Origin of the sequence: Bradyrhizobium sp. Rc3b, assembly GCF_900114915.1 — a bacterium.
Classification (GTDB): domain Bacteria; phylum Pseudomonadota; class Alphaproteobacteria; order Rhizobiales; family Xanthobacteraceae; genus Bradyrhizobium.
The window spans coordinates 169,729-193,314 of sequence record NZ_FOUS01000006.1 but is presented as its reverse complement, the minus strand read 5'-3'; the positions used below and the strand labels follow the sequence as shown (position 1 = coordinate 193,314).

Sequence of the window (23,586 nt, the reverse complement as noted above, 5' to 3'; positions counted from 1 at the left end):
CGGATGGGCGGCGGGAACCTTGCCGGTCCTTGATCCGCGTCAAAATCTCCTTCCCCGGTCCGGCTTAAATGGGATTAGAGTGCGGCCGGGGCAGCAGGGAGGTCCCATGTCAACCTATGTCGTCAAGTTCATGAAAGATGTGCTCGGCGAGTACGGCCGGCAGAGCGAGATTTGCCAGGGTACGCTGGAAATCGACGCCTCCGACGAGAACGAGGCCAGGGAGCGGGCGAAGGCCAGGTTCTGCAAGGACCAGGCCCTGCATCACTGGTCGCTGCATGCCGACCGCATCCATGTGAGAGCGGCCGACTTTCCGTCCTGAGGTCTACCGGCCCGGCGCCACGAGGGGTGGGGGCGCCGTGGTCCCCGCGCCGAGCGATCGCTGCACCATGACGGTGTCGGACCAGCGGCCGTGGCGATAGGCCACACCGCAAAGCAGGCCGGCGCGCGCGAAGCCGAACTTCTCGTGCAGCGCCAGCGAGGGCGCGTTGTCGGCGTCGATATAGCCGATCATCTGGCGGAAGCCGGCCGCCGCACAAGCATCGATCAACTCGTGCAGCAGCAGCCGTCCGACCCCGCGGCCGAGCTGCTCGTGGTGGACGTAGATCGAATGCTTGGCCGTGTAGCGATAGGCCGGGCGCTTGCGGAACAACACTGCGTAGGCATAGCCGACCACCTCGCCGCGAAACGTCGCGACCAGATGCGGCAGGCGGGTCTGCTTGAGGTTCTTGCGCCGGTCGCGCAGATCATCCGGCTCGGGCGCACCGGTTCCTTCGATGTCGCGCGCCACGCCGTTGCGGACGTGATGGCGGTAGATCGCCAGCATCGCCTCGACATCGCTGTCGCGTGACGGTCTGACCAGGACGGGTTCGTCACTCGCGCGCGCAGCTGTTTCGTTCATTCGCACCTACTCGGCAACGACGTAAGTATAGAGCCCGATGCGCCCCTGGGCATCGATCTCCTTGTAGACGCCCTGGATCTCGACGTCGAAGCCCGGAAACGTGTTGAAACAGGTTTCGAACATCTTGAGATAATCGACCATGGGCTTGGCCCGTTCCGTCAGCCGCTCGCCGGGCACGATGGTGGCGATGCCCGGCGGATAGACCACGAAGGGCGTGGTCGCGATGCGGCCCGCGATGGCCTCGATCGGCAAATAGTCGACATCGTTCTTGAACAGATAGCGCGCGGCATCGCGGGGCGACATCGCGATCTCAGGCATGTGCTCGGGCATGAACTGCCGGGCCTGAAGCGCGCTGACGTCGGCGGCGCGGAAGAAACGGTGCATCTCGCCGCAGAGATCGCGTAAGCGCACGCCGGCATAGCGCGCCTGCCGACGCTGATAGAACTCCGGAATGACGTCGGCCAGCAGTGCATTGTCATCGTGGAGCTTCTTGAAGGCGACAAGGCCGGAGATCAGCGTGCCGGCCTTGCTCGCCTCGACGCCTGGGGTCAGCAGGAAGAGCAGGGAGTTGAGGTCGTTCTTCTCGGGGACGATGCGGTTCTCGCGCAAATATTGCGCCACGACGGGGGCGGGGATGCCGTGCTCGGCATAGGCGCCTGAGCGGTCGAAGCCGGGGGTGAGCAGCGTCAGCTTGTTCGGATCTGTCATGGCAAACCCCTCGGCCATGCCGGGGAAGCCGTGCCAGTTGGTATCGGGCGAGAGCTGCCACAGCGCGGCGTTGGTGGCGAGCTCATCGGTGGAGAGGGTTTCCCAGGCGACGTTGTGGACGGCGCCCGGGCGGCCGACATCGGGAATCGCGACGCGGTCGGGAACGAAGGGCTCGAAGAACCAGCGCCGATCGGCGTTCTGCTCCTTCTCTTCGAACTCCCTGCGCATCGCGCGGATCTTCTTGCGCAGCTCGATGCCGAGGCGAATCGTGTCGTCCCACAGCACTTCGCCCGAGCGGCCCTTCATCATCTGCGCACCGACGTCGAGCGAGGCGAACAGCGGGTAGAACGGCGAGGTCGAGGCGTGCTGCATGAAGCTTTCGTTGAAGCGGCGATGCTCGACGCGGCGCTTCTGGCCGCGGATGTGGCGGTCCTTGATGTGGATCTGGGAGGCCTGCGAGAAGCTGGCCAGCTGCTTGTGGGTCGATTGCGTCGCGATGATGCCCGGTGCTTCCGGCGGAAGGTTCGCCAGCCCCATGGCGAAACGGCCGGCATAGAGCGGGTGGAATTTCATGAAGCCGGCCCAGGCTTCGTCGAACAGGATGTACTCGCACAGATGGCCGATGCGCTTCAGGATCATCTCGGCGCTGTGGATCGTCCCATCATAGGTGCACTGTTCGACGACGGCGACGCGGAACGGCCGCTCCTTGCGCCAGGCCTCCTTGTCCGTGACCAGCGGGTGATTGCGGATCGCCTCGCGCAAGGTCTTCTCGTCCAGCACGTCCCAGCGCATTGGGCCGATCAGGCCCCAGGCGTTGCGGATGGTCGGCACGTAAACCGGGACGCCGCCGTTGATCATCAGGGCGCCGTGATGGGCGGCCTTGTGGTTGTTGCGGTCGAACAGCACGAGGTCGCCGTCGGTGACGAGGGCGCCGAGCGCGACTTTGTTCGAGGTCGAGGTGCCGTTGAGCACGAAATAGGTCTTCTCCGCGCCAAAAATCTGGGCGGCTTCCTTTTGCGCCTTCAGCGCCGGCCCCTCATGGGTGAGGAGGTCGCCGAGATCGAGCACGGAATTGTCGAGGTCGTCGCGGAACACGGATTCGCCGAGATGCTCGACGAAGACCCGGCCGATCGGGCTGCGGTTGTAGAACACGCCGCCATTGTGCCCCGGGCAGGTCCAGAGCTGGTTGCCTTCCTCGGCATAGTCGACCAGGGCGCCAAAGAACGGCGTCTTCAGGGTCTCGGCATATTGCTTGAGCCGGCTGATCAGATTCTTGGCGATGAAGGTCGGCGTCTCCTCGGACAGGAAGACATAGCCGTCGATGAAATCGAGCACCTCGACCGGCAGGTCCTCGAAGCGCTTGCGCCGGATCAGGAGGATGATCGGGAAATCGAGGCCGCGGCGGCGCATCAAATTGATCAGCGCCGAGGTCTTGCCCTCCAGGCCCTTCTTGCCCCAGTCCACCACCATGCAGCCGATCGCGGCGTCGGTCTGCACCGCCATCTCGGCATCCTCGAGCTTGCGCGCCCGGACCACCTCGAAGCCGGAGCGCTGGATCTCCTCGATGATCTGGTTGAAGCGGACGCCTTCGAGATCGTCGGCGTCGAACATTGGTGCGGCGAACAGGAAGTTGAAGCGCTTGAAATAATCCATGGTCTGTCCCGAATGTGCAGGAGATACAGCTCTCTGCACATTCGATGACAGTTGGATGACAAGAGGCGGGATGGCCCCGGCTAGCGCTTCACTTCGCCGAATACCACCGTCGGCACCGCGCGGTTGACGATTTCGCGCAGGGCAAAGCTCGATTGCACGCGCGCGACGCGCGGCAGGCGGGACAGCTCGGTGCGGTGGATGCGCTCGAAATCCTGGATGTCGCGGGCAAGCACGATCAGGATGTAGTCGTCGGTTCCCGACATCAGGAAGCAGCGCACGACGGAAGGGCATTTCACCACCTCCGCCTCGAACGCCTTCAACGCGTCGTCGCTCTGGCTTTCCAGCGCGATGCGGACCAACACGGTGATGGTGAGGCCGAACTGGGCGAGATCGAGTGCGGCCTGGTAGGCCTGGATGTAGCCCTCGTCCTCCAGAGCCTTCTGCCGCCGGGCCAGCGCCGTGCTGGAGAGCCCGACCTTGTTGGCAAGCTCGGTGTGGCTGGCACGCGCATTGGTCGTGAGTTCCGCGAGGATCGCGAGGTCTTTCCGGTCGAGGGCCAATGTTTCGTTTCCAGCGTGAAAGGGCAGCTTGGCGCCGGAAACCGGCGCGGGCCTGCCGAAACTAGCGGATATTTGCACGAAACCAAACCGGCCCCGTCGCTACGATGAGGAACAGAATCAAGGCGTCGGCAAAGGAGCCCGGAAGATGCGCGTCGGTGTGCCCAAGGAGATCAAGGTGCAGGAATATCGCGTCGGGCTCACCCCGGGCGCGGTCCGTGAATATGTCGCGGCCGGGCACCAGGTCACGGTCGAGACCGGCGCCGGCGGCGGCATCGGCGCATCCGACGAGGTGTATCGGCGGGCAGGGGCCACCATTGCCGAGAGCGCCCGCGACATCTTTGCCAAGTCCGACATGATCGTGAAGGTAAAGGAGCCGCAGAAGAGCGAATGGGCCCAGCTCCGGGACGGCCAGATCCTGTTCACTTATCTTCATCTTGCGCCGGATCCGGAGCAGGCCAAGGGCCTGCTTGCCTCCGGCTGCACCGCGATCGCCTATGAAACCGTCACGGACGCGAACGGTCACCTCCCGCTGCTCGCCCCGATGAGCGAAGTCGCCGGCCGACTCGCCATCGAGGCCGCCGGCGCCGCGCTCAAGCGCTCGGCCGGCGGCCGCGGCCTGTTGCTGGGCGGCGTGCCCGGCGTGCAGCCGGCGCGTGTCGTCGTGCTCGGCGGCGGCGTGGTCGGAACGCAGGCGGCGCGCATGGCCGCAGGCCTCGGTGCCGAAGTCACCGTGATCGACCGCTCGATCCCGCGCTTGCGCCAACTGGACGATCTTTTTGCCGGACGCGTGCGTACCCGCTTCTCGACCATCGAATCGGTCGAGGACGAGGTCTTCACCGCCGATGTCGTGATCGGTGCGGTGCTGGTGCCGGGCGCCAGCGCCCCCAAGCTGGTCACGCGCGCGATGCTGAAGTCGATGCGGCCGGGCGCCGTGCTGGTCGATGTTGCGATCGACCAGGGCGGCTGCTTCGAGACTTCGCACGCGACCACGCATACCGACCCGACCTATGAGGTGGACGGCGTCGTGCACTATTGCGTTGCCAATATGCCGGGCGCGGTGCCGGTGACGTCGAGCCAGGCGCTGAACAATGCGACACTGCCGTTCGGCCTGATGCTCGCGAACAAGGGCTTTGCCGCGGTGCTGGAAAACCCGCATTTGCGAAATGGGCTGAACGTCCATCGCGGGCGCATCACCAACAGGGCGGTGGCGGAGAGCCTCGGGCTGGAGTTTGCTCCGGTGGAGAGTGGGCTGGCGGCTTAGCGGCGCGGCGTACGCGGATGTCTCACCCTTTCCCACAAGGGAGAGGGTGCACCGGTTCTGCCGAGCGGTCAACGTTCACGCCTTCGTCAGCCTGTACTGCCGCAGATCGGGATCATGGGTCATGCGCCAATAGTCCACGAACCGCCACGGCATCGCCGAAAACACCCGACCACTCGAATTGCGATAGTAGGTGCTCATGCCCGGGTGCGTCCAGATCATCGCTTCGTGCTCGACATCGACCTTACGGACGTAGTCGTCGAGCACGTCCTGGCGGACGTCGATGGCAGCGACGTCGTGCTCGATCATTTCGGCGAGGCAGGCGGCGATGTAGCGGCTCTGGCATTCCGACTGGAAGATGACGCTGCCGCCATGCGCCGGGCCGGAGTTGGGGCCGAGCATGCAGAAGAAGTTGGGGAAATCGGGCACGGTGAGGCCGAGGAACGCGGTCGGATTGTCGTTGCTCCAGGCCTCGCGCAAATCCTTGCCTTTGCGGCCGCTGATGTTGAGGCGCGCCGCCATTTCCGTCACCTTGAAGCCGGTTGCGACCACGATGACGTCGGCAGGGCGGTGATTGCCATCGGCGGTTACGATGCCGCGCTGGTCGAAATGGTCGATTGCGTCGGTGACGAGCTCCACGTTCGGCCGCGTCAACGTCTTGAACCAGTTGTTGTCGAGCAGGATGCGCTTGCCATAGGGCGGATAGGTCGGCACGCATTTCTCGATCAGGTCCGGCCGGCCCTGTAATTCCGACAGGATGAAGTCGGTCAGCTCCTGGCGGTGCCGGTCGTTGCCCTTGTTGACGGCACGCTCGGGATGCGGCCAGGCCGGGTCCTTGCGCAGGAAAGGCAAGAGGCCGTCGCCATAGCGCCAGAACATGTTGAAGCGGTACCATTGCACGTAGAAAGGCAGATGCGCCAACAGCCAGCGCGCACCCTCGCTGATCGGATCGGCATAGCCCTTCACCGGCCGCGCCCATTGCGCGCTGCGCTGATAGACGGTGACCGAGGCGACGCGGCCGGCGATCGACGGCACCAGCTGCATCGACGTCGCGCCGGTGCCGATCACGGCGACATGCTTGCCGTCGATGTTGATGTCATCGGACCACAGCGCCGAATGCAGGATCGTTCCCGTGAACTTGTCCTCGCCCTCGAAGTGTGCGCGGGAGGGATCGTTGAGCTGGCCGATGGCCGAGACCATCGCGGTGGATTCGAAGGTCTCTTCGCCGCTCTCGGTCTTGAGCGTCGAGATCCAGCGCCTTTTGCCTTCGTCCCAGCGCGACGAGGTCAGCTCGGTTTTGATGCGCAGGTGCTCGCGGATGCCGTATTCTTCGGCGACCTTCTGAAGATAGCCGAGCAGTTCCTCGCGCTGGCAGAAGTAGCGGGTCCATGCATTCCCGGAGCCGAAGGAATAAGAATAGGAATGGTTCGGCGTATCGACGCCGCAGCCGGGATAGCGGTTGATCCACCAGGTGCCGCCAAGCTCGGCGTTCTTCTCGACGATAGTGTAGGGAATGCCGAGATGACCGAGCGCCACGCCGAGCGCAATGGCGCAGACGCCGGCACCGACGATCAGCACGTGCTGCTCCGCGAGCTTGTCGCTCGATGGCTGCTTGGTCCAACGCGCCTCGCGCGCAACAAACCCCATCTCCTCGCGCATCAGCGGGGCGTATTCCGGCGCGACATTCTCGCCGAGGCAGCCGCGCATCATCTTCAGCAGCAGCTCGTCGCCGGGGTCGGTGATGACGGGCTTCGGCGTGCCGTTGGCGAAGAGCTTCACCACCGCGGCGCGGATCTCGTCCTGGATTTCCTTGGGCACGCCGGCCTCGGGATCGGGAATGAGGCGGATGTCGCGCTTGGGCAAGTACGGCGCCGCGAGCCATTTCTCGTCGCCGGTCATATGCACCAGCACCATCAGGAGGCAGCGGATGTCGCCTTCTGCGATGGTCGAGGCAAGGTCGAGCGGCCTGTGCGGAGATTCGATGTTCATGGCGTGTCCTGGTCTTCGGAGCCGGTGAAGAGGCCGCGCGTCATCAGTTTGCGATAGGCGGAGATGACGTGCTCAGGCACGGCGGTAACGCCGCCGGCCGAGTAGGAGTAGCGGCGGCTGAGATAGCCGCGCGCACCCATCAGCATGTGGACGATCGCCTCGAACTCCTCGTCGCTGAAATCCGCGATGGCGCCGGCAAGGCGCGCACGGCGGAGGATGCGGACATAGGCGACCGAGATGTTGTCGAGATGTTTCTGGTAACCGATGGGTGCGAAGAATTCGGCCTCGTTGAGGATGCGCAAAAATTCCGGCACCTCGCGGATGAAGTCGAAGAAGGCGGCGAAGCGCTCGATCTCCTGCCGCGCCGCATCCGCCGTGCCGGTGCGTACGCGGATGAACTCGACCATGTCGAGGCCGATCTTGGGCAGCAGCTGGTCGAGCAGCTCCTGGCGGTTCTCGAAATGATTGTAGAAGGTGCCCTGCGCGACGCCGGCCTGTTCGGTGATGCGGGCGACGGAGGCTTCGGCATAGCCATGCTTGCCGACGACCTTGGTGGCGGCCTCGAAGATCTTCTGCTTGGTCCAGGCGTTGCGCTCGACGCGGTTGAGCTTTGTGATCTTTGCGGTGGCGGGGCCTTGCGTCATGCCACGGTCTCCAGTTCGGCGCGCAGCACGCGCTTGAGAATTTTTCCAGATGGATTGCGCGGGAGGCTGTCGCGGATGATCAGCTGTTTCGGCACCTTGAAGCTCGCGAGCCGCGCGCGGCAGTGCTCGGTGAGAGCAGGGAGCTCGAGCCTGGCGCCCTCGGTCAGCACGACGATCGCGACCGGCCGTTCACCCCAGCGTGCGTCACGCAGGCCGATCACCGCGACCTCGCGCACCCCAGGCAATTCATAGATGACGCGCTCGACCTCGGAGGAGGCGATGTTCTCGCCGCCGGAGATGATCATGTCCTTCTTGCGGTCGGTCAGATACAGGAAGCCATCCTCATCGAGATAACCGACGTCGCCGCTGCGGAACCAGTCGCCGAAGAAGGCGGACGCCGTCTTGTCCGGATCCTTCCAGTAGCCGCGCGTGATCTTCGGTCCGCGCAGGCAGATCTCGCCGTTAACGTTCGCCGGCACGGCCTTGCCGTCCTCGTCGCGGATCTCGATCTCGACATGGGCAATCGCACGCCCGGTCGAGCCGATCTTCTCGATCTCGCGGCCCGCTTCCATGAAGGTGTCGCCGCCGACGGTCTCGGTGAGGCCATAGGCATCGATGTAGCGTGCGTTGCGGAAATATTCGGCGAAGGCGCGGATGCGCAGCTCCGGCGTTTTCTCGCCGCCGCCGATGGCCCATTGCAGGCTGGAGACGTCGTAGCGCTCGCGCGTCGGGCAGGTGAGCATCGCGCTGGTCATCACAGGTGCGAACCAGGCGGCGTTGAGCTTGTCCTCGGCGATCGCTGCAAGCGCGGTCTCCGGCTCGAAATTGCGTTCGATGCGAATGAAACCGCCATGCCAGAGCACGGCGAGGCCGGGCAGGTCGAGCGCGCCGACGTGATAGAGCGGGCCGACGACGAGCAGCCGCGTCTCGGCGCTGAGCCCGAGCGCGATCGTCTGGTCGGCCGACTTCCAGTAGAAATTATCGTAAGACAGCATCACGCCCTTGGGGCGGTCGGTCGTGCCCGAGGTATACATCAGCCGCATCAGGTCCGATGGTGCGCGGACATGCATGGGCGCGGGCGGCGCATCGCCAGCAAGACGCGTAAGGCTCTGCTGCGCGGCCTCGTCGAGCACGACAACCTCTGTGCCCGCGGCATTCGCAGCCAATTCCTCGTCGACGATCAGAAGCCGCGCGCCGGCATTGCCGGTGATGTAGCCGACCTCGTCGCGGGAGAGGCGGAAGTTGATCGGCACGAACACCGCGCCGAGATGGCTGGCGGCGAAGACGAGCTCCAGGAAAGCCGCACTGTTCTTCATCAGCACGGCCACGACATCGCCGGCGCCGATGCCCCGCGCAGCGAGCCAGCCTGCCACCGTCCGGACACGCGCGTCGAACGCCGCGTAGGAAATCTCCTCGCCGCGATATTTCAGCGCGGGCCGGTCCGGCGTGCGCCGGGCATGAAAGGCGATGAAGCTCGAAAGATTGATCATTTTGCGGATCTTGGGCCTGTTACCGGCCTCGCTTCCTCCCTGGATGAATTCTGACTCGTAATTCATCTTTGGCTTGACGTCACCCCCCGCCCTCTGAAATCCTCCGGAATACGGAGACGAGACGATCTCCGACAGGGATCAGGACACGCCGACCCGACAGAGGGAGGGAAAAATGACGAGGACCCGCACACCGGGCATCAGCCGCCGTTCAACACTGGCGCTGATGGGCGCCGGTGCGATGACATTTGCCGCGCCCTGGGTGGCGCGCGCTCAGGCCAAGACTATCAAGATCGGGATGCCGACGATTTTGTCGGGACGCGTCGCGCAACTCGGCACGTCCTCGCGCAATGCGGTGATGCTCGAGGTCGAGAAGGTCAACGTCGCCGGCGGCCTGGCCGGCCGGCAGATCGAGATGGTGATCCGCGATTCCAAGGGCCAGCCGCAGGAAGCCGCCCGCGTCGCGCGCGAGCTCGTGAATACCGATGGCTGTGAACTGCTGATCGACGCCGAAGCCTCGTCTGGCGCCTTCGCGGTGCATGAGGTTGCACGCGATCTCGGCGTGTTCTGCATCCACACCAATTCGGAAACTTCGTCGCTGACTGCGGACCCGAAGCAGCACATTCCCAATGCCTTCCGCACTGCGCGACAGGGCGTGCACGATTCCATCATCGGCGGCAGCTATGCCGCGGCGATCGCCAAGACCAAGGGTCTGAAGAAATGGGCGACCTGCTCGCCCGATTATGCCTATGGCCGCGACACAACGGCGGAGTTCACGCTGTACCTGAAGCGCTTCGCGCCCGAGGTCGAGATCATCAGCGAGTCCTGGCCCAAGCTGTTCCAGCCCGACTACACCGAGGTGGTGACGAAGATCCTTCAGGCCAAACCCCAGGCGCTTTATTCCTGCCTGTGGGGCGGCGATCTCACCTCCTATATCGATCAGGCCAACATCTACGCGATGTTCGGCCAGATGGAGGTGTTCGCGGTCAACATGGCCGACTACACCGCGCTCACTGTCGTGAAGAACCTGCCCAAGGGCATCCACTCCGGCAACCGTTACATCAAGACGTTCCCGACCACGCCGGAAAACGCCGCCTGGGGCGACGCCTACAAGGCGAAGTACAATGAATATCCGACCAACTGGTCGTGGGAGAACGCCACCGCCATCATGTTGATGGCCGAAGCTTCGAAGAAGGCGAACTCGGCCGACGGCAAGAAGATCGCGGAGGCGCTGAAGGGCCTCACCATCAAGTGCCCGTTCGGCGCCGACGGCACCGTGACGATGCGCGGCGACGATCACACGCTGGTCGGCTACGCCATCGGCTGGGGCACCACGATCCCGCAGGAGCCGTATGTGCCGGAGGTCAAGGCCGGCGACTGGAAGACGATCTTCGAGCTGGAGGCCGAGTGGAAGAAGAGCAAGGGCTACACCTGATCTGATGCGCGGCGGAGGCGGGCGACCGTCTTCGCCGTTTCGTTTGATTTTTCGCGCCGTGTCAGGCGCCCGATAATGAAAGTGCTCTCGTGGATCTCGACGCGCTTGCCGGCTGCCTCTCCAGTTCCGCCTGCCTGGTGACGCAAACCACCAGCGGCCTCATCATCGGCATGCTGCTGTTCCTGGTCGCGGTTGGGCTGACGCTGATCTTCGGCGTGCTCAAGGTGGTCAATTTCAGCCACGGCGCCTTCTACATGTTTGGCGCCTATTTCGCGATGACCGCCTATCAGCTCACGGGGAGCTTCGCGCTGGCGATGCTGGCGGGCGCGGCCGGCACGGCCATTCTCGGCCTGATCTTCGAGCGGGTCTTCATGAGCCGCGTCTATGGCGCGGACGTCTTGATGCAGCTCCTCGTCTGCTACGCCTTCGTGCTGATTTTCGACGATGTCGTGCGCCTGATCTGGGGGCCCGAATTCAAGGCGATGGGCATGCCCTCCGCCTTCCAGGTGATGCCGCTGTTCATCGCCGGGGGCGTGGTGCCGCCTTATTATCTGCTGCTGATCGGCGTCGCGCTGGTCGCGGCCATTGTGCTGGGCATCGGGCTGTCGCGCAGCCGGATCGGCAAGGTGATCCGCGCCGCCGCGCAGAATCCCGGCATGGTGTCCGCGCTCGGCATCAACACCGGCCTGATCTATGGCGGCGTGTTCGCGCTCGGCGGCATGCTGGCGGGGCTCGCGGGTGCGCTCGCCGCACCGGTGCGCTCGCTGACGCCCGGCATGGGATTTTCGGTGCTGATCGAATCCTTCATCGTCACCGTGATCGGCGGCATGGGCTCGATCCTGGGCGCCCTGATCGGCGCGCTGCTGCTCGGCCTGATCCGCTCGTTCGGCTCGCTCGGCTTTCCCCTGTTCACCGAAGGCCTGATGTATCTGTTCATGGTGATCGTGCTGGTCTCGAAACCCACCGGCCTGTTCGGCAAGGAGGCGGCATGACCGAGCTGGAGGCCGGACGTGCGCAAGGGCTGGCACCCGTGCGCGGTGGCTCGGTGCTGCAACGTTATCGCGACGTCCTGATCGCGCTGGTCGCCTTTGCCGTGCTGGCGAGCGTGCCGCTGTTGACGGGCAGCAAGGCGCTGCTTGATTTCGTCATCCGCTGCTCGGCTTACGGCCTATTCGCGACCTCGCTCAACCTCCTGGTCGGCTACACCGGCCTGACCTCATTCGGCCATGGCATGTTCTTCGGCCTTGGCGCCTACAGTTTCGGCCTGATCATGCAGAAGCTCGGCGTGCCCATTCCGGTCGCCTTCGTGGCGACGCTGGCGATCACGGCGCTCGTCGCGGCCGCTATCGGCGCGATCTGCGTGCGGCTGAAGGAGATCTATTTCGCCTTCGTCACGCTCGCCTTCCAGATGCTGATCCACTCGACCATCCTGTCCTGGGCTTCCTTCACCGGCGGCGACCAAGGCCTGCGCGGCGGCATTCCGCGACCGGTCTTTCTCGGCATTGATCTCGCCAACCACGTCCATCTCTACATCGCCAGTTGCGCGCTGTTGATCCTCGGACTGCTCGGGATGCGCCAGATCGCGCAATCGCCGTTCGGCTACACGTTGCGGATGATCCGCGACAATGCCGCGCGCGCGAGCTTTCTCGGTATCGACGTCTGGCGCGCCAAGCTCACCGTGTTCGTGCTGGCAGCGCTGTTCGCGGCAATGGGCGGCATGGTGATGGCGCTGTTCGTTTCCGGCGCCTATCCGGAATTCGCCTATTGGACCATCTCGGGTGAAGGCATCTTCATCAACATGCTCGGCGGTGTCTCAACCTTCCTCGGGCCGATGGTCGGCACCGTGCTCTTGCTGCTGCTCAACGACACCGTGACGCGGTTCACCGAGTATCATGGCATCGTGCTCGGCGTTGTCATCCTGTTCTTCGCGCTGGGCCTGCGCAAAGGCTTGCTGGATTTCGTCGCGGAATGGTTTTCGCAGCGGCGCGACGCAGGCGAGGGCCGCTAACGATGCTGGAGATCCGCAACCTCGCAAAGTCCTTTGGCGGCGTGAAGGCAACCAACGACGTCTCGCTCGATTTCCCCGACGGTTCGCTTACCGCGGTGATCGGTCCGAACGGCGCCGGCAAGAGCACGTTCTTCAATTTGATCACCGGCGCGTTGAAGCCTGACACCGGCCAGGTGCTGCTCGACGGCGTCGATCTCGCCGGCTGCTCGCCGCCGGAGATCGTCCGGCACGGCATCGGCCGCGCATTCCAGGTTGCGAGCATCTTCAAATCGCTGACGGTGCAGGAGACCATGCTGGCTGCGGTCAGCGCCGACCAGCGTTCGTCCGCGGTGCTGCACAAGCGCTTTCCGTTGCCGGAGACACGCGACCGCGCCGGGCACGTGATGGAGCTGCTCGGCCTTGCGGGCAAACGCCATCGCACGGCCGCGACACTGTCGCACGGCGATCAGAAGCTGCTCGATATTGCCCTTGCGCTGGTGCTCGAACCAAAAGTGCTGCTGTTGGACGAGCCCACCGCCGGGATGGGGCCGGAAGAGCGCTGGCGCATGATCGACAAGGTGCGCGAGCTCTGGGAGACCCAGAAGATCACCGTCGTCTTCATCGAGCACGACATGGACATCGTGTTCAAGATCGCGCCCAAAATCGTCGTGCTCTGCTATGGCCGCATTCTTGCGACCGGCACGCCCGACGAGATCCGCAACAACAGCGCCGTGATCGAGGCCTATCTTGGCACCGAGCATGCGGGAGCGACCGCATGAGCGCCCCCGTCATCGAAGTCGCCGATCTCGACGTCTATTACGGCACCAGCCAGATCCTGTTCGGCGTCGGCCTCTCGGTGCGGCAGGGCGAGACCATGGCGCTGCTGGGCCGCAACGGCGCCGGCAAGTCCACGACCATGAAAGCGATCATGGGGCTGTCGCCGCCGCGGCGCGGCAGGGTGAGCCTGCGTGGCACGGTGATCTCCGGCTGGAAGCCTCACCATATCGCGAGTGCCGGTCTCGGCTTCGTGCCGGAGGATCGCCAGATCTTTCCGGAGCACACCGTCGAGGACAATCTCGTGATCGGAAAGAAGAGGGGGCCGGAGGGCCAGGACGAATGGCCGATCAAGCGCATCTATGAGGTCTTCCCGCTGCTGGAGCCGCTGCGCCATCGCATTGCCGGCCGTCTTTCGGGCGGCGAGCAGCAGATGCTGGCCATCGCGCGCACGCTGATGGGCAATCCGGCGCTGTTGCTGCTGGACGAGCCGAGCGAGGGGCTCGCGCCGATCATCGTGCAGCGGATCGGCGAGCTGTTGCGGCAGCTTCGAAGCATCGGATCGACCGTGCTGATCGCCGAGCAGAACATGCATTTCTGCCTGGGGCTCGCGAGCCACGCCACGATCATCGACAAGGGCCAGATCGTCTACGCCGCCGGAATCGACGAGCTGAAAGCCAATGAGGCGATCCGCCGGCGCTATCTGGCCCTTTGAGCCGGGCGGGCGGTGCCCGAATAGGCCCGAAGAAGAAAACGGTTGTCCGGGGTCATTCCGGCGGAAGGAGTTTCCCCGCGGGGGACCAAAAAAGCCAATCGCTTCCATTGCTGTTTGGGGTCGAAAAGACGACATTTCAGCCACGAATTGATGGATTGGCCTGCTATGGAACGCACTGGATTTGAGCCCTTCGGCGAGCAATTGGTGTCCGCAACGGATGCCCAGCCGAAGTCGCGCGCGTCAAAGCTCCTGTTGCGGGTCGGCACTGGCCTGTTCTGGTCGCTCGTGGCTGGAATCGTGCTCGCGCGTGCAGCGTTCTTCGAACCCGGCGTCTACGACGGGTTCAGCCGTGTGGCCTCGCTCGCCAAGAGCCTGATCTTCTGAGGCCGTTTATTCCGGGTTGAGGACAGAACTTCCCTTGGCCCTGATATGTCGAAAACTTATTCCCCATTGAGCTGGCGCTGCGTATAAATCTTTCTCCCCTGGGAGAGATTTGTGTCGCAGAATCAAGCATCCAGCCCGGTCGATGCCAAGCCGGCCACCGCCGCGAGCCGTATTTTCGCGCTGATTCCGGGCATCCTCCTCTGTATCGCCGTCGCCGGTGTCTCGGCCCTGCTCGAAAGGGCTGAGCTCGGGGTGTTCGAGCATCCCTATGTCGAGGCGCTGGTGATGGCGATCCTGCTCGGGATGGCCCTGCGCAGCTTCTGGAAACCCGCGCCGCGCTGGCAGGCCGGCATCGCCTTCAGCGCGAAACAGCTGCTCGAAGTCGCGGTCATGCTGCTGGGCGCCTCGATCAGCTTCGCCGCCATCGCGGCTTCCGGCGTCGCGCTGCTGGCGTCGATCGCAGCCGTCGTGGTGATTGCACTCTGCGTGTCCTTTGGCATCAGCCGGATGCTGGGCCTGTCGACGCGGCTGTCGATCCTGATCGCCTGCGGCAACTCGATCTGCGGCAATTCGGCGATCGCCGCCGTGGCGCCGATTATCGGCGCCAACAATGACGAGATCGCATCCTCGATCTCCTTCACCGCGATCCTTGGCGTGATGATGGTGCTCGGCCTGCCGCTGCTGATTCCGCTGTTGCAATTGTCTGCCACGCAATACGGCATCCTCGCCGGCCTCACGGTCTATGCGGTGCCGCAGGTGCTGGCCGCGACGGTCCCGGCCGGGCTCGTCTCAACGCAGATCGGCACGCTCGTGAAGCTGATGCGTGTGCTGATGCTCGGGCCGGTCGTCGTCGGCCTGTCGCTGGTTGCCTCGCGCTGGCAGAGCGATGCCAAGAAGACCAGCGTCGGCTTCTTCCGCCTCGTGCCCTGGTTCATCCTCGGCTTTCTGGCGCTGGCGACCTTGCGTTCCCTCGAGATCGTGCCGGGGACGGTGGTTGGGCCGGTGACAAAGGTCACGAGTTTTCTCACTGTGGTGTCGATGGCGGCCCTCGGACTCGGCGTCGACGTGCGCGTGCTCGCCAATGTCGGCGGGCGGGTGACGGCCGCGGTGACGCTGTCGCTGATGCTGCTGCTCGGCATCAGCATCGCACTGGTGCATTGGTTCAAGTGAGGGGCGCGCTCTCTGGACTTCCCCCGCCAGACGTTTATTGCTCTTCGCCAATATGATCGGCTGCGGCTGATCCGAGAAACAGTGAGGGCGCGGCCATGACGACATTGACGGTGAAAGACCTTCTCCCCGAGGACGGAACACGCGGCACACTCGCCGGCCGCGTCTGGCTGCCGCAGGCGAACGGTCCGGCCGTGGTCGCCGTCCGTGGCGATGGCGTGTTCGACGTCACCGCAAGATTTCCGACCATCAGCGCGCTCTGCGAAGAGGACAACCCAGCCAAGGCGCTGAGCCTGACCAAGGGCGAGCACATCGGCGATCTCGACGCCATCGTGGCCAACACGGCGCCGGACCAGCGCGATCGCCAAAAGCCGTGGCTGCTTGCGCCCGTGGACCTGCAGACGCTGAAGGCGGCCGGCGTGACTTTTGCCATCTCGATGTTGGAGCGCGTGATTGAGGAGCGGGCGAAGGGCAATCCGGCCTCGGCCGAAGCGATCCGCAAGGAAGTGACGCGGCTGATCGGCGACGATTTGTCAAAGCTCAAGCCGGGCTCCGACCAGGCGATGCATCTGAAGCAGGTGCTGATCGATCAGAACGCCTGGAGCCAATATCTCGAGGTTGGCATCGGTCCCGATGCCGAAGTCTTCACCAAGGCGCCGACCATGTCCTCGGTCGGCACCGGCATGGATGCCGGCCTGCATCCGAAATCGACCTGGAACAACCCGGAGCCGGAGCTCGTGCTGTTCGTGTCGAGCCGCGGCAAGATCGTCGGCGGCGCACTCGGCAACGACGTGAATCTGCGCGACTTCGAAGGACGCTCGGCGCTGCTGCTGTCGAAGGCCAAAGACAACAACGCCTCCTGCGCGATCGGACCGCTGCTGCGCCTGTTCGACGACAGCTTTACGCTCGACGATGCGCGCAAGCTCGACATCAGCCTGAACGTGAAGGGAGCGGACGGCTTCGTTCTCGACGGCCATTCCTCGATCAGCAAGATCAGCCGTGATCCGACCGACCTGGTCGAGCAGACCATCGGCAAGGTGCATCAATATCCTGATGGCTTCGTGCTGTTCCTCGGCACGATGTTCGCGCCGGTCAAGGATCGCGATGCGCCGGGGCAGGGGTTCACCCACAAGCGCGATGACATCGTCACGATCGCAGCGCCGCAACTCGGCAAGCTCGTCAACCGCATGCGCACCAGCGACGAGTGCGAGCCCTGGACCTTCGGCATCGGTGCGCTGATGAAGAACCTGGCGCAGCGGAAGCTGATTTAGCGCTTCACGTCTCGCAGCTGACCTCCCAAGCGAACGTCTATGGGGCCGTCATGCCCGGGCTTGTCCCGGGCATCGACGTTCTTCGTCATGCGAGATGAGGCGTCGATGGCCGGGACAAGCCCGGCCATGACGGTGTCCGCGGCTGGACCCAACCACAAACTTCCTTCATCCTCCCGTTGCGTCGGTGGAACAAAATCGCGCTTGGCGTGTCTTAAAGCCGCTTGCCGCTGCTCGGCGCAATTTCCTCCAAATAGTCAAATAATATGACTAGTCGGAACCCATCTTCCGTGAAATAGTCCCTCCCGCCGCCTCAAAGGCCGGCCTGCGGGTGCCATGCTACCAATCGGCGCCCCGGATAACATCTTGGGAGACTCGCCTGATGATCCTCAAAGCCCTCTTTGCGGCCAGCGCCACGGCCGCCTTGTTGCTCGCGCTGCCCGCGAATGCCGCCGAGCTCACCATCGGCTTCTCGCAGATCGGATCGGAGTCCGGCTGGCGCGCCGCCGAGACGTCGGTCTCCAAGCAGGAGGCTACCAAGCGCAAAGTCAATCTCAAGATCGCCGATGCGCAGCAGAAGCAGGAGAACCAGATCAAGGCGATCCGCTCCTTCATCGCGCAGAACGTCGATGCGATCTTTCTCGCGCCCGTGGTCTCGACCGGCTGGGACTCGGTGCTGAAGGAGGCCAAGGAAGCCAAGATCCCGGTCGTGCTGCTCGACCGCGACATCGATCCCTCCGGCAAGGAACTCTATCTCACCGCCGTAACCTCGGACAGCGTGCATGAGGGCGAGGTCGCCGGCGACTGGCTGGCCAAGACGGTCGGCGCCAAGGCCTGCAACATCGTCGAGCTGCAGGGCACGGTCGGCGCCAGCGTCGCCACCAACCGCAAGAAAGGCTTCGACACCGCCATCGCCAAGCACGCGAACCTGAAGGTGGTGCGCAGCCAGACCGGCGACTTCACCCGCGCCAAGGGCAAGGAGGTGATGGAAAGCTTCATCAAGGCCGAAGGCGGCGGCAAGAACATCTGCGCAGTCTACGCCCACAACGACGACATGATGGTGGGCGCGATTCAGGCGATGAAGGAAGCCGGCCTCAAGCCTGGCAAGGACATCCTCACCGTTTCGATCGACGCGGTCCCCGATATCTTCAAGGCGATGGTTGCCGGCGAAGCGAACGCCACGGTGGAGCTGACGCCGAACATGGCGGGCCCGGCACTGGATGCCGTCGCAGCCTTCAAGGGCAAGGGCACGGTTCCGCCGAAATGGATCCAGACCGAGTCCAAGCTCTATACCGCCGCCGACGATCCGCAGAAGATCTACGACAGCAAGAAGGGCCTCGGTTACTGAGGGGGCTCCGCGCCGGACCGCCTCCAGTGGTTCGGCGCCCCCTTCGAAACCGCTGCACGAACGGCTAGGCTGGGTGTCCGCTTCAATGGCGGGCACCCGTGGGAGTGAATTTGCCATGCAGAACAGCCCCGATCCTGCTCTGCCCCTTCTTGAGGTGCGCGGGATCAGCAAAAGCTTTGGCGCTGTGCGCGCGCTGCAGGAGGTCGACTTCACGCTGCGCGCCGGCGAGATCCATGCGCTGCTCGGCGAGAACGGCGCCGGCAAATCCACGCTGATCAAGGTCGTCACCGGCGTATTCCCGCGTGATGCCGGCATCGTCAGGATCGGCGGTGAAGAGGTCGCGCCGCGCTCGGCCAAGGCAGCGCTGGCAGCGGGCATTGCCACCGTCTACCAGGAAGTCAACCTGCTGCCGAACCTGTCGGTGGCGCAGAACCTGTTCCTCGATCGCCAGCCGATGCGCTTCGGCATCGTGCGCGAGGGCGAGATGCGCCGCCGCGCCAAGGCGCTGCTTGCGGAGTTTGGCCTCGACATCGACGTGGCCGCGCCGCTCAGCAGCTATTCGGTCGCTGTGCAGCACGTCACCGCGATCGCGCGCGCCGTCGATCTCTCCGCGCGCGTGCTGATCCTGGACGAGCCCACCGCGAGCCTCGACCGCCACGAGGTCGAGATCCTGTTCGGCATCATGCGGCAGCTCGCGAAGCGCGGTATCGGCATCGTCTTCGTCAGCCACTTCCTCGATCAGGTCTATGAGATCTCCGATCGCATCACGGTGCTGCGTAACGGCCGCCTCGTCGGGGAGCGCGAGACCGCCTCGCTGCCCCGGCTCGAGCTGATCCGGCTGATGCTCGGCCGCGAATTGGCCGAGACCACCAGCGCGCGCGCATCAGTGGGCGAGCACAAGGTGCGCGAAATCTGCGCGAGTTTCGAGAACTACGGCAAGGCCGGCTATGTCGCGCCGTTCAATCTCGAGCTGCGCCATGGCGAGGTCGTCGGTCTCGCCGGCCTGCTCGGCTCGGGCCGCACCGAGACGGCGCGGCTGGTATTCGGCGCCGAGCGCGCCGATGGCGGGAAGGCGAGGGTGGAGGGTGCGCCGGTGCGGCTGCAGTCGCCCCGCGACGGCGTCCGCCACGGCTTTGGCTATTGCCCGGAGGAGCGCAAGACCGACGGCATCGTCGCCGAGCTCACCGTGCGCGAGAACATCGTGCTCGCGCTCCAGGCCAAGCGCGGCCTGCATCGGCCGCTGTCGCGCCGCGAGCAGGACGAGCTCGCGCGCCGCTACGTCAAGATGCTCGACATCCGCCCGCCCGATCCGGAGCGCCCCGTGGGCCTGCTCTCCGGCGGCAACCAGCAAAAGGTGTTGCTGGCGCGTTGGCTCGCGACCTCGCCGCGGCTTCTCGTGCTGGACGAGCCGACCCGCGGCATCGATGTCGGCGCGCATGCCGAAATCATCCGCCTGATCCGCGAGCTCTGCGACGACGGGCTTTCGCTGCTCGTGATCTCCTCCGAGCTCGACGAGATCGTGACCTATTCGGATCGCGTCGTCGTGCTGCGCGACCGCGCCCATATCGAAGAGCTCGCGGGCGAGGCGATCGACGTCGGCAACATTCTCGCCGCCATTGCCGCCGATAGCGTCGCTGTTGCGCTTGAGGCCCACACATGACAGCGCTGCTGCCGCGCCGCGGCCTTGCCCAGATCCTGGCGCTGATCGTCATCCTCGCGGTCGATCGCGTGGTGTCGCCGCAATTCTTCGACCTGCGCCTGCAGGACGGCCGGCTGTTCGGCAGCCTGATCGACGTGCTCAACCGCGGCACGCCGGTGGCGCTGCTCTCGCTCGGCATGGTGCTGGTGATCGCGACGCGTGGCATCGATCTCTCGGTCGGCGCCGTCATGGCGATCTGCGGCGCGATCGCAGCGAGCCTCGCCGACACTCACAGTCTGGCCGTCGTGCTGGCGGCAGCACTCGGCGCGGGCTTGATTTGCGGCCTGTGGAACGGCTTCCTCGTCGCGGTGCTCGGCATGCAGCCGATCGTGGCGACGTTGATTTTGATGGTGGCGGGACGCGGCATCGCCCAGCTCATCACCGAGGGACGCATCGTGACGTTCTCCTCGCCGGATCTGGTCTGGCTCGGAAATGGCTCGGTGCTCGGCCTGCCGGTACCGGTGGTGATTGCCCTGGGCATGCTCATCCTGACCGGCGCGGTGGTGCGTGGCTCCGCGCTCGGGCTCCTGATCGAGGCGACCGGCGGCAATGCGCGCGCGAGCGAGCTTGCCGGCGTCGGCACCCGTGCGATGATCCTGTCGGTCTATGTCTGGTGCGGCGTCTGCGCCGCGCTGGCCGGTGTGATCGCGGCGGCCGACATCATGGGAGCGGACGCGAACAATGCCGGCCTCTGGCTCGAGCTCGATGCCATTCTGGCCGTGGTGATCGGCGGCACCTCGTTGTTCGGCGGCCGCTTCAGCCTCGTGCTGGCCGTCCTCGGCGCGCTGATCATCCAGACCATGAACACCGGCATCCTTTTGTCCGGCTATCCGCCGGAGTTCAACCTGCTGGTCAAGGCGGTGGTGGTGCTCACGGTGCTGTTGTTGCAATCGCCCAAGCTGACCGGATTTGCCGGCATCGCCGCGCGGCTGCGGAGGACGAAACCATGAGAGGTCTGCCGCCTGCCCTCATCACGGCGATCGTGCTGGTCGCGGGCTTCGCCGCCTGCGCGGTGCAGTTCCCCAACATCGCCTCGACCCGCGTCGTCGGCAATCTCCTCACCGACAACGCTTTCCTCGGCATCGTCGCGGCTGGCATGACCTTCGTCATCATCTCCGGCGGCATCGATCTCTCGGTCGGCTCGGTGATCGGCTTCACCACCGTCTTCGTTGCGCTCGCGATCGAGCGCTGGGGCATGCCGCCGCTGGTTGCTTTCGTCGTCGTCATCGCACTCTCGGCGGCCTTCGGTGCGGCGATGGGCGCGGTGATCCATGTCTTTGATTTGCCACCCTTCATCGTGACGCTCGCCGGCATGTTCCTGGCGCGCGGAGCGAGCTTCCTGCTCTCCACCGAATCCATACCGATCACCGCGCCGATCTATTCCAACGTGTCGGACTTCGCCTTGCGATTGCCGGGTGGCGGGCGATTGACGGCGATTGCGATCATCATGCTCGCGATCGTGATCGGCGGAGCCTTGCTGCTGCATCTCACCCGGTTCGGCGCCAATGTCTATGCGCTCGGCGGCAGCCGGACGACAGCGAGCCTGATGGGCGTTGCGGTCGGCAAGATGACGGTGAAGATCTACATGCTGTCGGGCCTGCTCGCAGGCATCGCCGGCATCGTCTTCTCGTTCTACACCAGCGCCGGCTATTCGCTTTCCGCCGTCGGCGTCGAGCTCGACACCATCGCGGCCGTCGTGATCGGCGGCACGCTGCTCACGGGCGGGCAGGGCTCGGTGATCGGTACTTTCCTCGGCGTGCTGATCCAGGGGCTGATCCAGACCTACATCAATTTCGACGGCACGCAGTCGAGCTGGTGGACCAAGATCGCGACCGGCATCTTGCTGTTCGCCTTCATTGCCTTGCAGCAGGGTCTCGTCGCGCTCGCGCGCCGGCCGCTGGCGAAGAGCGCAGGAGCCGCCACATGACATCGCGCATCGTCGTCATCCCGACGCGGCGGGCTCACTCCAACCATGCGGAGGTCGCCCGCTCGATTGGCGTCGACATCATCGCCGGCCGCTACGCGGAAGGGACGCGCCTGCCTGGTGATGCCGAGATGATCGCGATGTTCGGCGTGTCGCGGCCGGTGCTGCGGGAGAGCGTGAAGACCCTAGTCGCCAAGGGCCTGCTGACCACCAAGGCGCGCGTCGGAACCGTCGTGCGCGAACGCGCCGCCTGGAACATGTTCGATGCCGACGTGCTGGCCTGGCATCTGGACGCCGGTATCGACAAGCGTTTCCTCAATGACCTCGCCGAGATCCGTCTCGCGGTCGAGCCGCGCGCGGCCATGCTGGCGGCCAAGCAGCGGTCGGAGGAGGATCTGGCCGACCTTCGGCGCAGCATGGAGCGCATGCGGCTCGAAGCGTCCGATTCGGTCGGCTTTGCCGATGCCGACCTCGCACTTCACGTCGCCGTGGCGCGCGCCTCCGGCAACCTGTTCATGCGCTCGATCGGCCACGTCATCGAGGCCGCGCTTCGCGCCTCGTTCCTGCTGAGCGCGCCGGTCGAATTGGAGGACCGCGACACGGTGCTGCTCTGGCACCAGAAGATCGTCGATGCGATTGCGGTCGGCGATGCGGAGGCCGCCTCCGAGGCGATGATTTTCGTCATTCACAACGGCATGCATCGCCATGAGGGCACGGTCATCGAGAGCGCACCGGCCTCCGTGGAATCTGGAGAGAGATCGTGACGGAACTTCGCATCGCCATCGTTGGCTTCGGCAAGATCGCGCGTGACCAGCATGTCGGCGCGATCGCCGCCGTGCCGGGCGCGGCGCTGGCGGCGATTGCCAGCCGTAACGCCTCGCTGCCGGGACTGCCGCATTTCGCGACCATCGAGGAGCTGCTGGAAAAGGGACCGCCGATCGATGCGGTCTCGCTCTGCACGCCGCCGCAGGTGAGGCGCGCGCAGGCGGCCGCGGCGCTCGCCGCCGGCAAGCATGTCATGCTGGAGAAGCCGCCGGGCATCGGTGTCGCCGAGCTCGATCCGCTGATCGCGATGGCGGCGGAGGCAAAGCGCACGCTGTTTGCGACCTGGCATTCACGCCATGCGCCGGCGGTCGAGCCCGCGCGGCAATGGCTCACTGAGCGTCGCATCAAGTCGGTGCACATCAGCTGGAAGGAAGATGTCCGCGTCTGGCATCCCGGGCAAGGCTGGATCTGGGAGCCGGGCGGCCTCGGCGTGTTCGACCCCGGCATCAACGCGCTGTCGATCCTGACCAGGATCCTGCCGAAGCCTGTGTTCGTCACCGCGGCCGAGCTGGCGTTTCCCGCCAATTGCCAGGCGCCGATTGCGGCGAACCTGACGCTGACCGACATCGATGGCCTTGCTGTCACCGCCGAGTTCGATTTCCGCCAGACCGGACCGCAGAGCTGGGATATCGTCGTCGAAACCGACCAGGGCCGGATGACTTTGTCCAGCGGTGGCGCGCGGATGGAGGTCGACGGCAAGGTGCTTGCCGAGGCGCCCGATGAGGAATATCGCGGACTCTACCGGCGCTTCGTCGAGCTCGCGGCGACCGGCGCAAGCGACGTCGATCTGACGCCGCTTCGCCTCGTCGCCGACGCGTTCCTGCTCGGCAGGCGCACCGTGGTCGAACCGTTTGTGGATTAGA

22 protein-coding genes are annotated in these 23,586 nt (G+C 64.9%); 16 read left to right on the top strand and 6 right to left on the bottom strand.

The features are described from left to right. Positions 1–106: 106 nt before the first annotated feature. Positions 107–319: a hypothetical protein gene (locus tag BM190_RS15885; protein WP_092256375.1), complete on the top strand. Its 213-nt coding sequence runs from the start codon at positions 107–109 to the stop codon at positions 317–319. Positions 320–322: 3 nt separating this feature from the next. Here the strand turns inward: BM190_RS15885 and BM190_RS15880 are convergent, their stop codons facing one another. The 3 genes from BM190_RS15880 to BM190_RS15870 form a co-directional block, all read right to left on the bottom strand. Further along, the gene (locus tag BM190_RS15880; RefSeq protein WP_177237100.1) at positions 323–898 is read right to left on the bottom strand and encodes a GNAT family N-acetyltransferase; all 576 of its coding nucleotides are present in this window, start codon (positions 896–898) and stop codon (positions 323–325) included. A 6-nt stretch (positions 899–904) separates the two neighbouring features. Continuing rightward, positions 905–3,259 carry an Orn/Lys/Arg family decarboxylase gene (locus tag BM190_RS15875; protein ID WP_092256364.1) on the bottom strand — a complete coding sequence of 785 codons (2,355 nt, stop codon included), beginning with the start codon at positions 3,257–3,259 and terminating at the stop codon, positions 905–907. Between the two features lie 80 nt (positions 3,260–3,339). After that, positions 3,340–3,819: an Lrp/AsnC family transcriptional regulator gene (locus BM190_RS15870; protein ID WP_026201569.1), complete on the bottom strand. Its 480-nt coding sequence runs from the start codon at positions 3,817–3,819 to the stop codon at positions 3,340–3,342. A 145-nt stretch (positions 3,820–3,964) separates the two neighbouring features. On the opposite strand from BM190_RS15870, the gene ald reads away from it, so the two are divergent. Beyond that, positions 3,965–5,080, top strand: coding sequence for an alanine dehydrogenase (gene ald / locus BM190_RS15865; RefSeq protein WP_092256358.1), 1,116 nt, complete (start codon positions 3,965–3,967; stop codon positions 5,078–5,080). Positions 5,081–5,155: 75 nt separating this feature from the next. Here ald and BM190_RS15860 read toward each other — a convergent pair whose 3' ends face one another. Genes BM190_RS15860 through BM190_RS15850 form a run of 3 tightly spaced genes read right to left on the bottom strand, consistent with a single transcriptional unit; the run spans position 5,156 to position 9,200 of the window. Continuing rightward, positions 5,156–7,066 carry a flavin-containing monooxygenase gene (locus tag BM190_RS15860; RefSeq protein ID WP_092256355.1) on the bottom strand — a complete coding sequence of 637 codons (1,911 nt, stop codon included), beginning with the start codon at positions 7,064–7,066 and terminating at the stop codon, positions 5,156–5,158. Further along, positions 7,063–7,710 (bottom strand): TetR/AcrR family transcriptional regulator, encoded by a 648-nt coding sequence (locus BM190_RS15855; protein ID WP_092256352.1) that lies wholly within the window; start codon positions 7,708–7,710, stop codon positions 7,063–7,065. Before BM190_RS15855 ends, BM190_RS15860 begins: the two co-directional genes overlap by 4 nt. Then, positions 7,707–9,200, bottom strand: a complete 1,494-nt coding sequence (locus tag BM190_RS15850; protein ID WP_092256889.1) for an AMP-binding protein — start codon at positions 9,198–9,200, stop codon at positions 7,707–7,709. The genes BM190_RS15855 and BM190_RS15850 overlap by 4 nt, the downstream gene beginning before the upstream one ends. 172 nt (positions 9,201–9,372) lie before the next feature. Here BM190_RS15850 and BM190_RS15845 point away from each other — a divergent pair, with 172 nt between their 5' ends. The 14 genes from BM190_RS15845 (at position 9,373) to BM190_RS15780 (ending at position 23,585) form a co-directional block, all read left to right on the top strand. Further along, a complete protein-coding gene (locus BM190_RS15845; protein ID WP_092256350.1) occupies positions 9,373–10,632 on the top strand; it encodes an ABC transporter substrate-binding protein in 1,260 nt (419 codons plus the stop codon). A gap of 89 nt (positions 10,633–10,721) precedes the next feature. Next, complete coding sequence (locus BM190_RS15840; protein ID WP_092256348.1) at positions 10,722–11,624, top strand: branched-chain amino acid ABC transporter permease; 903 nt, start codon at positions 10,722–10,724, stop codon at positions 11,622–11,624. Beyond that, positions 11,621–12,640: a branched-chain amino acid ABC transporter permease gene (locus tag BM190_RS15835; protein ID WP_092256346.1), complete on the top strand. Its 1,020-nt coding sequence runs from the start codon at positions 11,621–11,623 to the stop codon at positions 12,638–12,640. Before BM190_RS15840 ends, BM190_RS15835 begins: the two co-directional genes overlap by 4 nt. Before the next feature lie 2 nt (positions 12,641–12,642). Beyond that, complete coding sequence (locus BM190_RS15830) at positions 12,643–13,398, top strand: ABC transporter ATP-binding protein (protein ID WP_092256344.1); 756 nt, start codon at positions 12,643–12,645, stop codon at positions 13,396–13,398. After that, complete coding sequence (locus tag BM190_RS15825; RefSeq protein ID WP_092256341.1) at positions 13,395–14,108, top strand: ABC transporter ATP-binding protein; 714 nt, start codon at positions 13,395–13,397, stop codon at positions 14,106–14,108. Before BM190_RS15830 ends, BM190_RS15825 begins: the two co-directional genes overlap by 4 nt. 165 nt (positions 14,109–14,273) lie before the next feature. After that, complete coding sequence (locus BM190_RS15820; protein WP_018315898.1) at positions 14,274–14,492, top strand: hypothetical protein; 219 nt, start codon at positions 14,274–14,276, stop codon at positions 14,490–14,492. Between the two features lie 111 nt (positions 14,493–14,603). Beyond that, positions 14,604–15,662 (top strand): YeiH family protein, encoded by a 1,059-nt coding sequence (locus BM190_RS15815; RefSeq protein ID WP_092256338.1) that lies wholly within the window; start codon positions 14,604–14,606, stop codon positions 15,660–15,662. A 95-nt stretch (positions 15,663–15,757) separates the two neighbouring features. After that, positions 15,758–16,930, top strand: coding sequence for a fumarylacetoacetate hydrolase family protein (locus BM190_RS15810; protein WP_092256333.1), 1,173 nt, complete (start codon positions 15,758–15,760; stop codon positions 16,928–16,930). A 379-nt stretch (positions 16,931–17,309) separates the two neighbouring features. Continuing rightward, positions 17,310–18,275, top strand: coding sequence for a galactofuranose ABC transporter, galactofuranose-binding protein YtfQ (ytfQ, locus tag BM190_RS15805; protein ID WP_092256328.1), 966 nt, complete (start codon positions 17,310–17,312; stop codon positions 18,273–18,275). Positions 18,276–18,390: 115 nt separating this feature from the next. Continuing rightward, entirely contained in the window at positions 18,391–19,935 is a 1,545-nt protein-coding gene (locus BM190_RS15800) for a sugar ABC transporter ATP-binding protein (protein WP_092256325.1), read from the top strand. Further along, a complete protein-coding gene (locus tag BM190_RS15795; RefSeq protein WP_092256322.1) occupies positions 19,932–20,924 on the top strand; it encodes an ABC transporter permease in 993 nt (330 codons plus the stop codon). The genes BM190_RS15800 and BM190_RS15795 overlap by 4 nt, the downstream gene beginning before the upstream one ends. Further along, positions 20,921–21,901, top strand: coding sequence for a galactofuranose ABC transporter, permease protein YjfF (gene yjfF, locus BM190_RS15790; protein WP_092256319.1), 981 nt, complete (start codon positions 20,921–20,923; stop codon positions 21,899–21,901). Before BM190_RS15795 ends, yjfF begins: the two co-directional genes overlap by 4 nt. Further along, positions 21,898–22,662 carry a FadR/GntR family transcriptional regulator gene (locus tag BM190_RS15785; RefSeq protein ID WP_092256316.1) on the top strand — a complete coding sequence of 255 codons (765 nt, stop codon included), beginning with the start codon at positions 21,898–21,900 and terminating at the stop codon, positions 22,660–22,662. The genes yjfF and BM190_RS15785 overlap by 4 nt, the downstream gene beginning before the upstream one ends. Beyond that, positions 22,659–23,585, top strand: a complete 927-nt coding sequence (locus BM190_RS15780) for a Gfo/Idh/MocA family protein (protein WP_092256313.1) — start codon at positions 22,659–22,661, stop codon at positions 23,583–23,585. The genes BM190_RS15785 and BM190_RS15780 overlap by 4 nt, the downstream gene beginning before the upstream one ends. The last annotated feature ends 1 nt before the right edge of the window (position 23,586 follow it).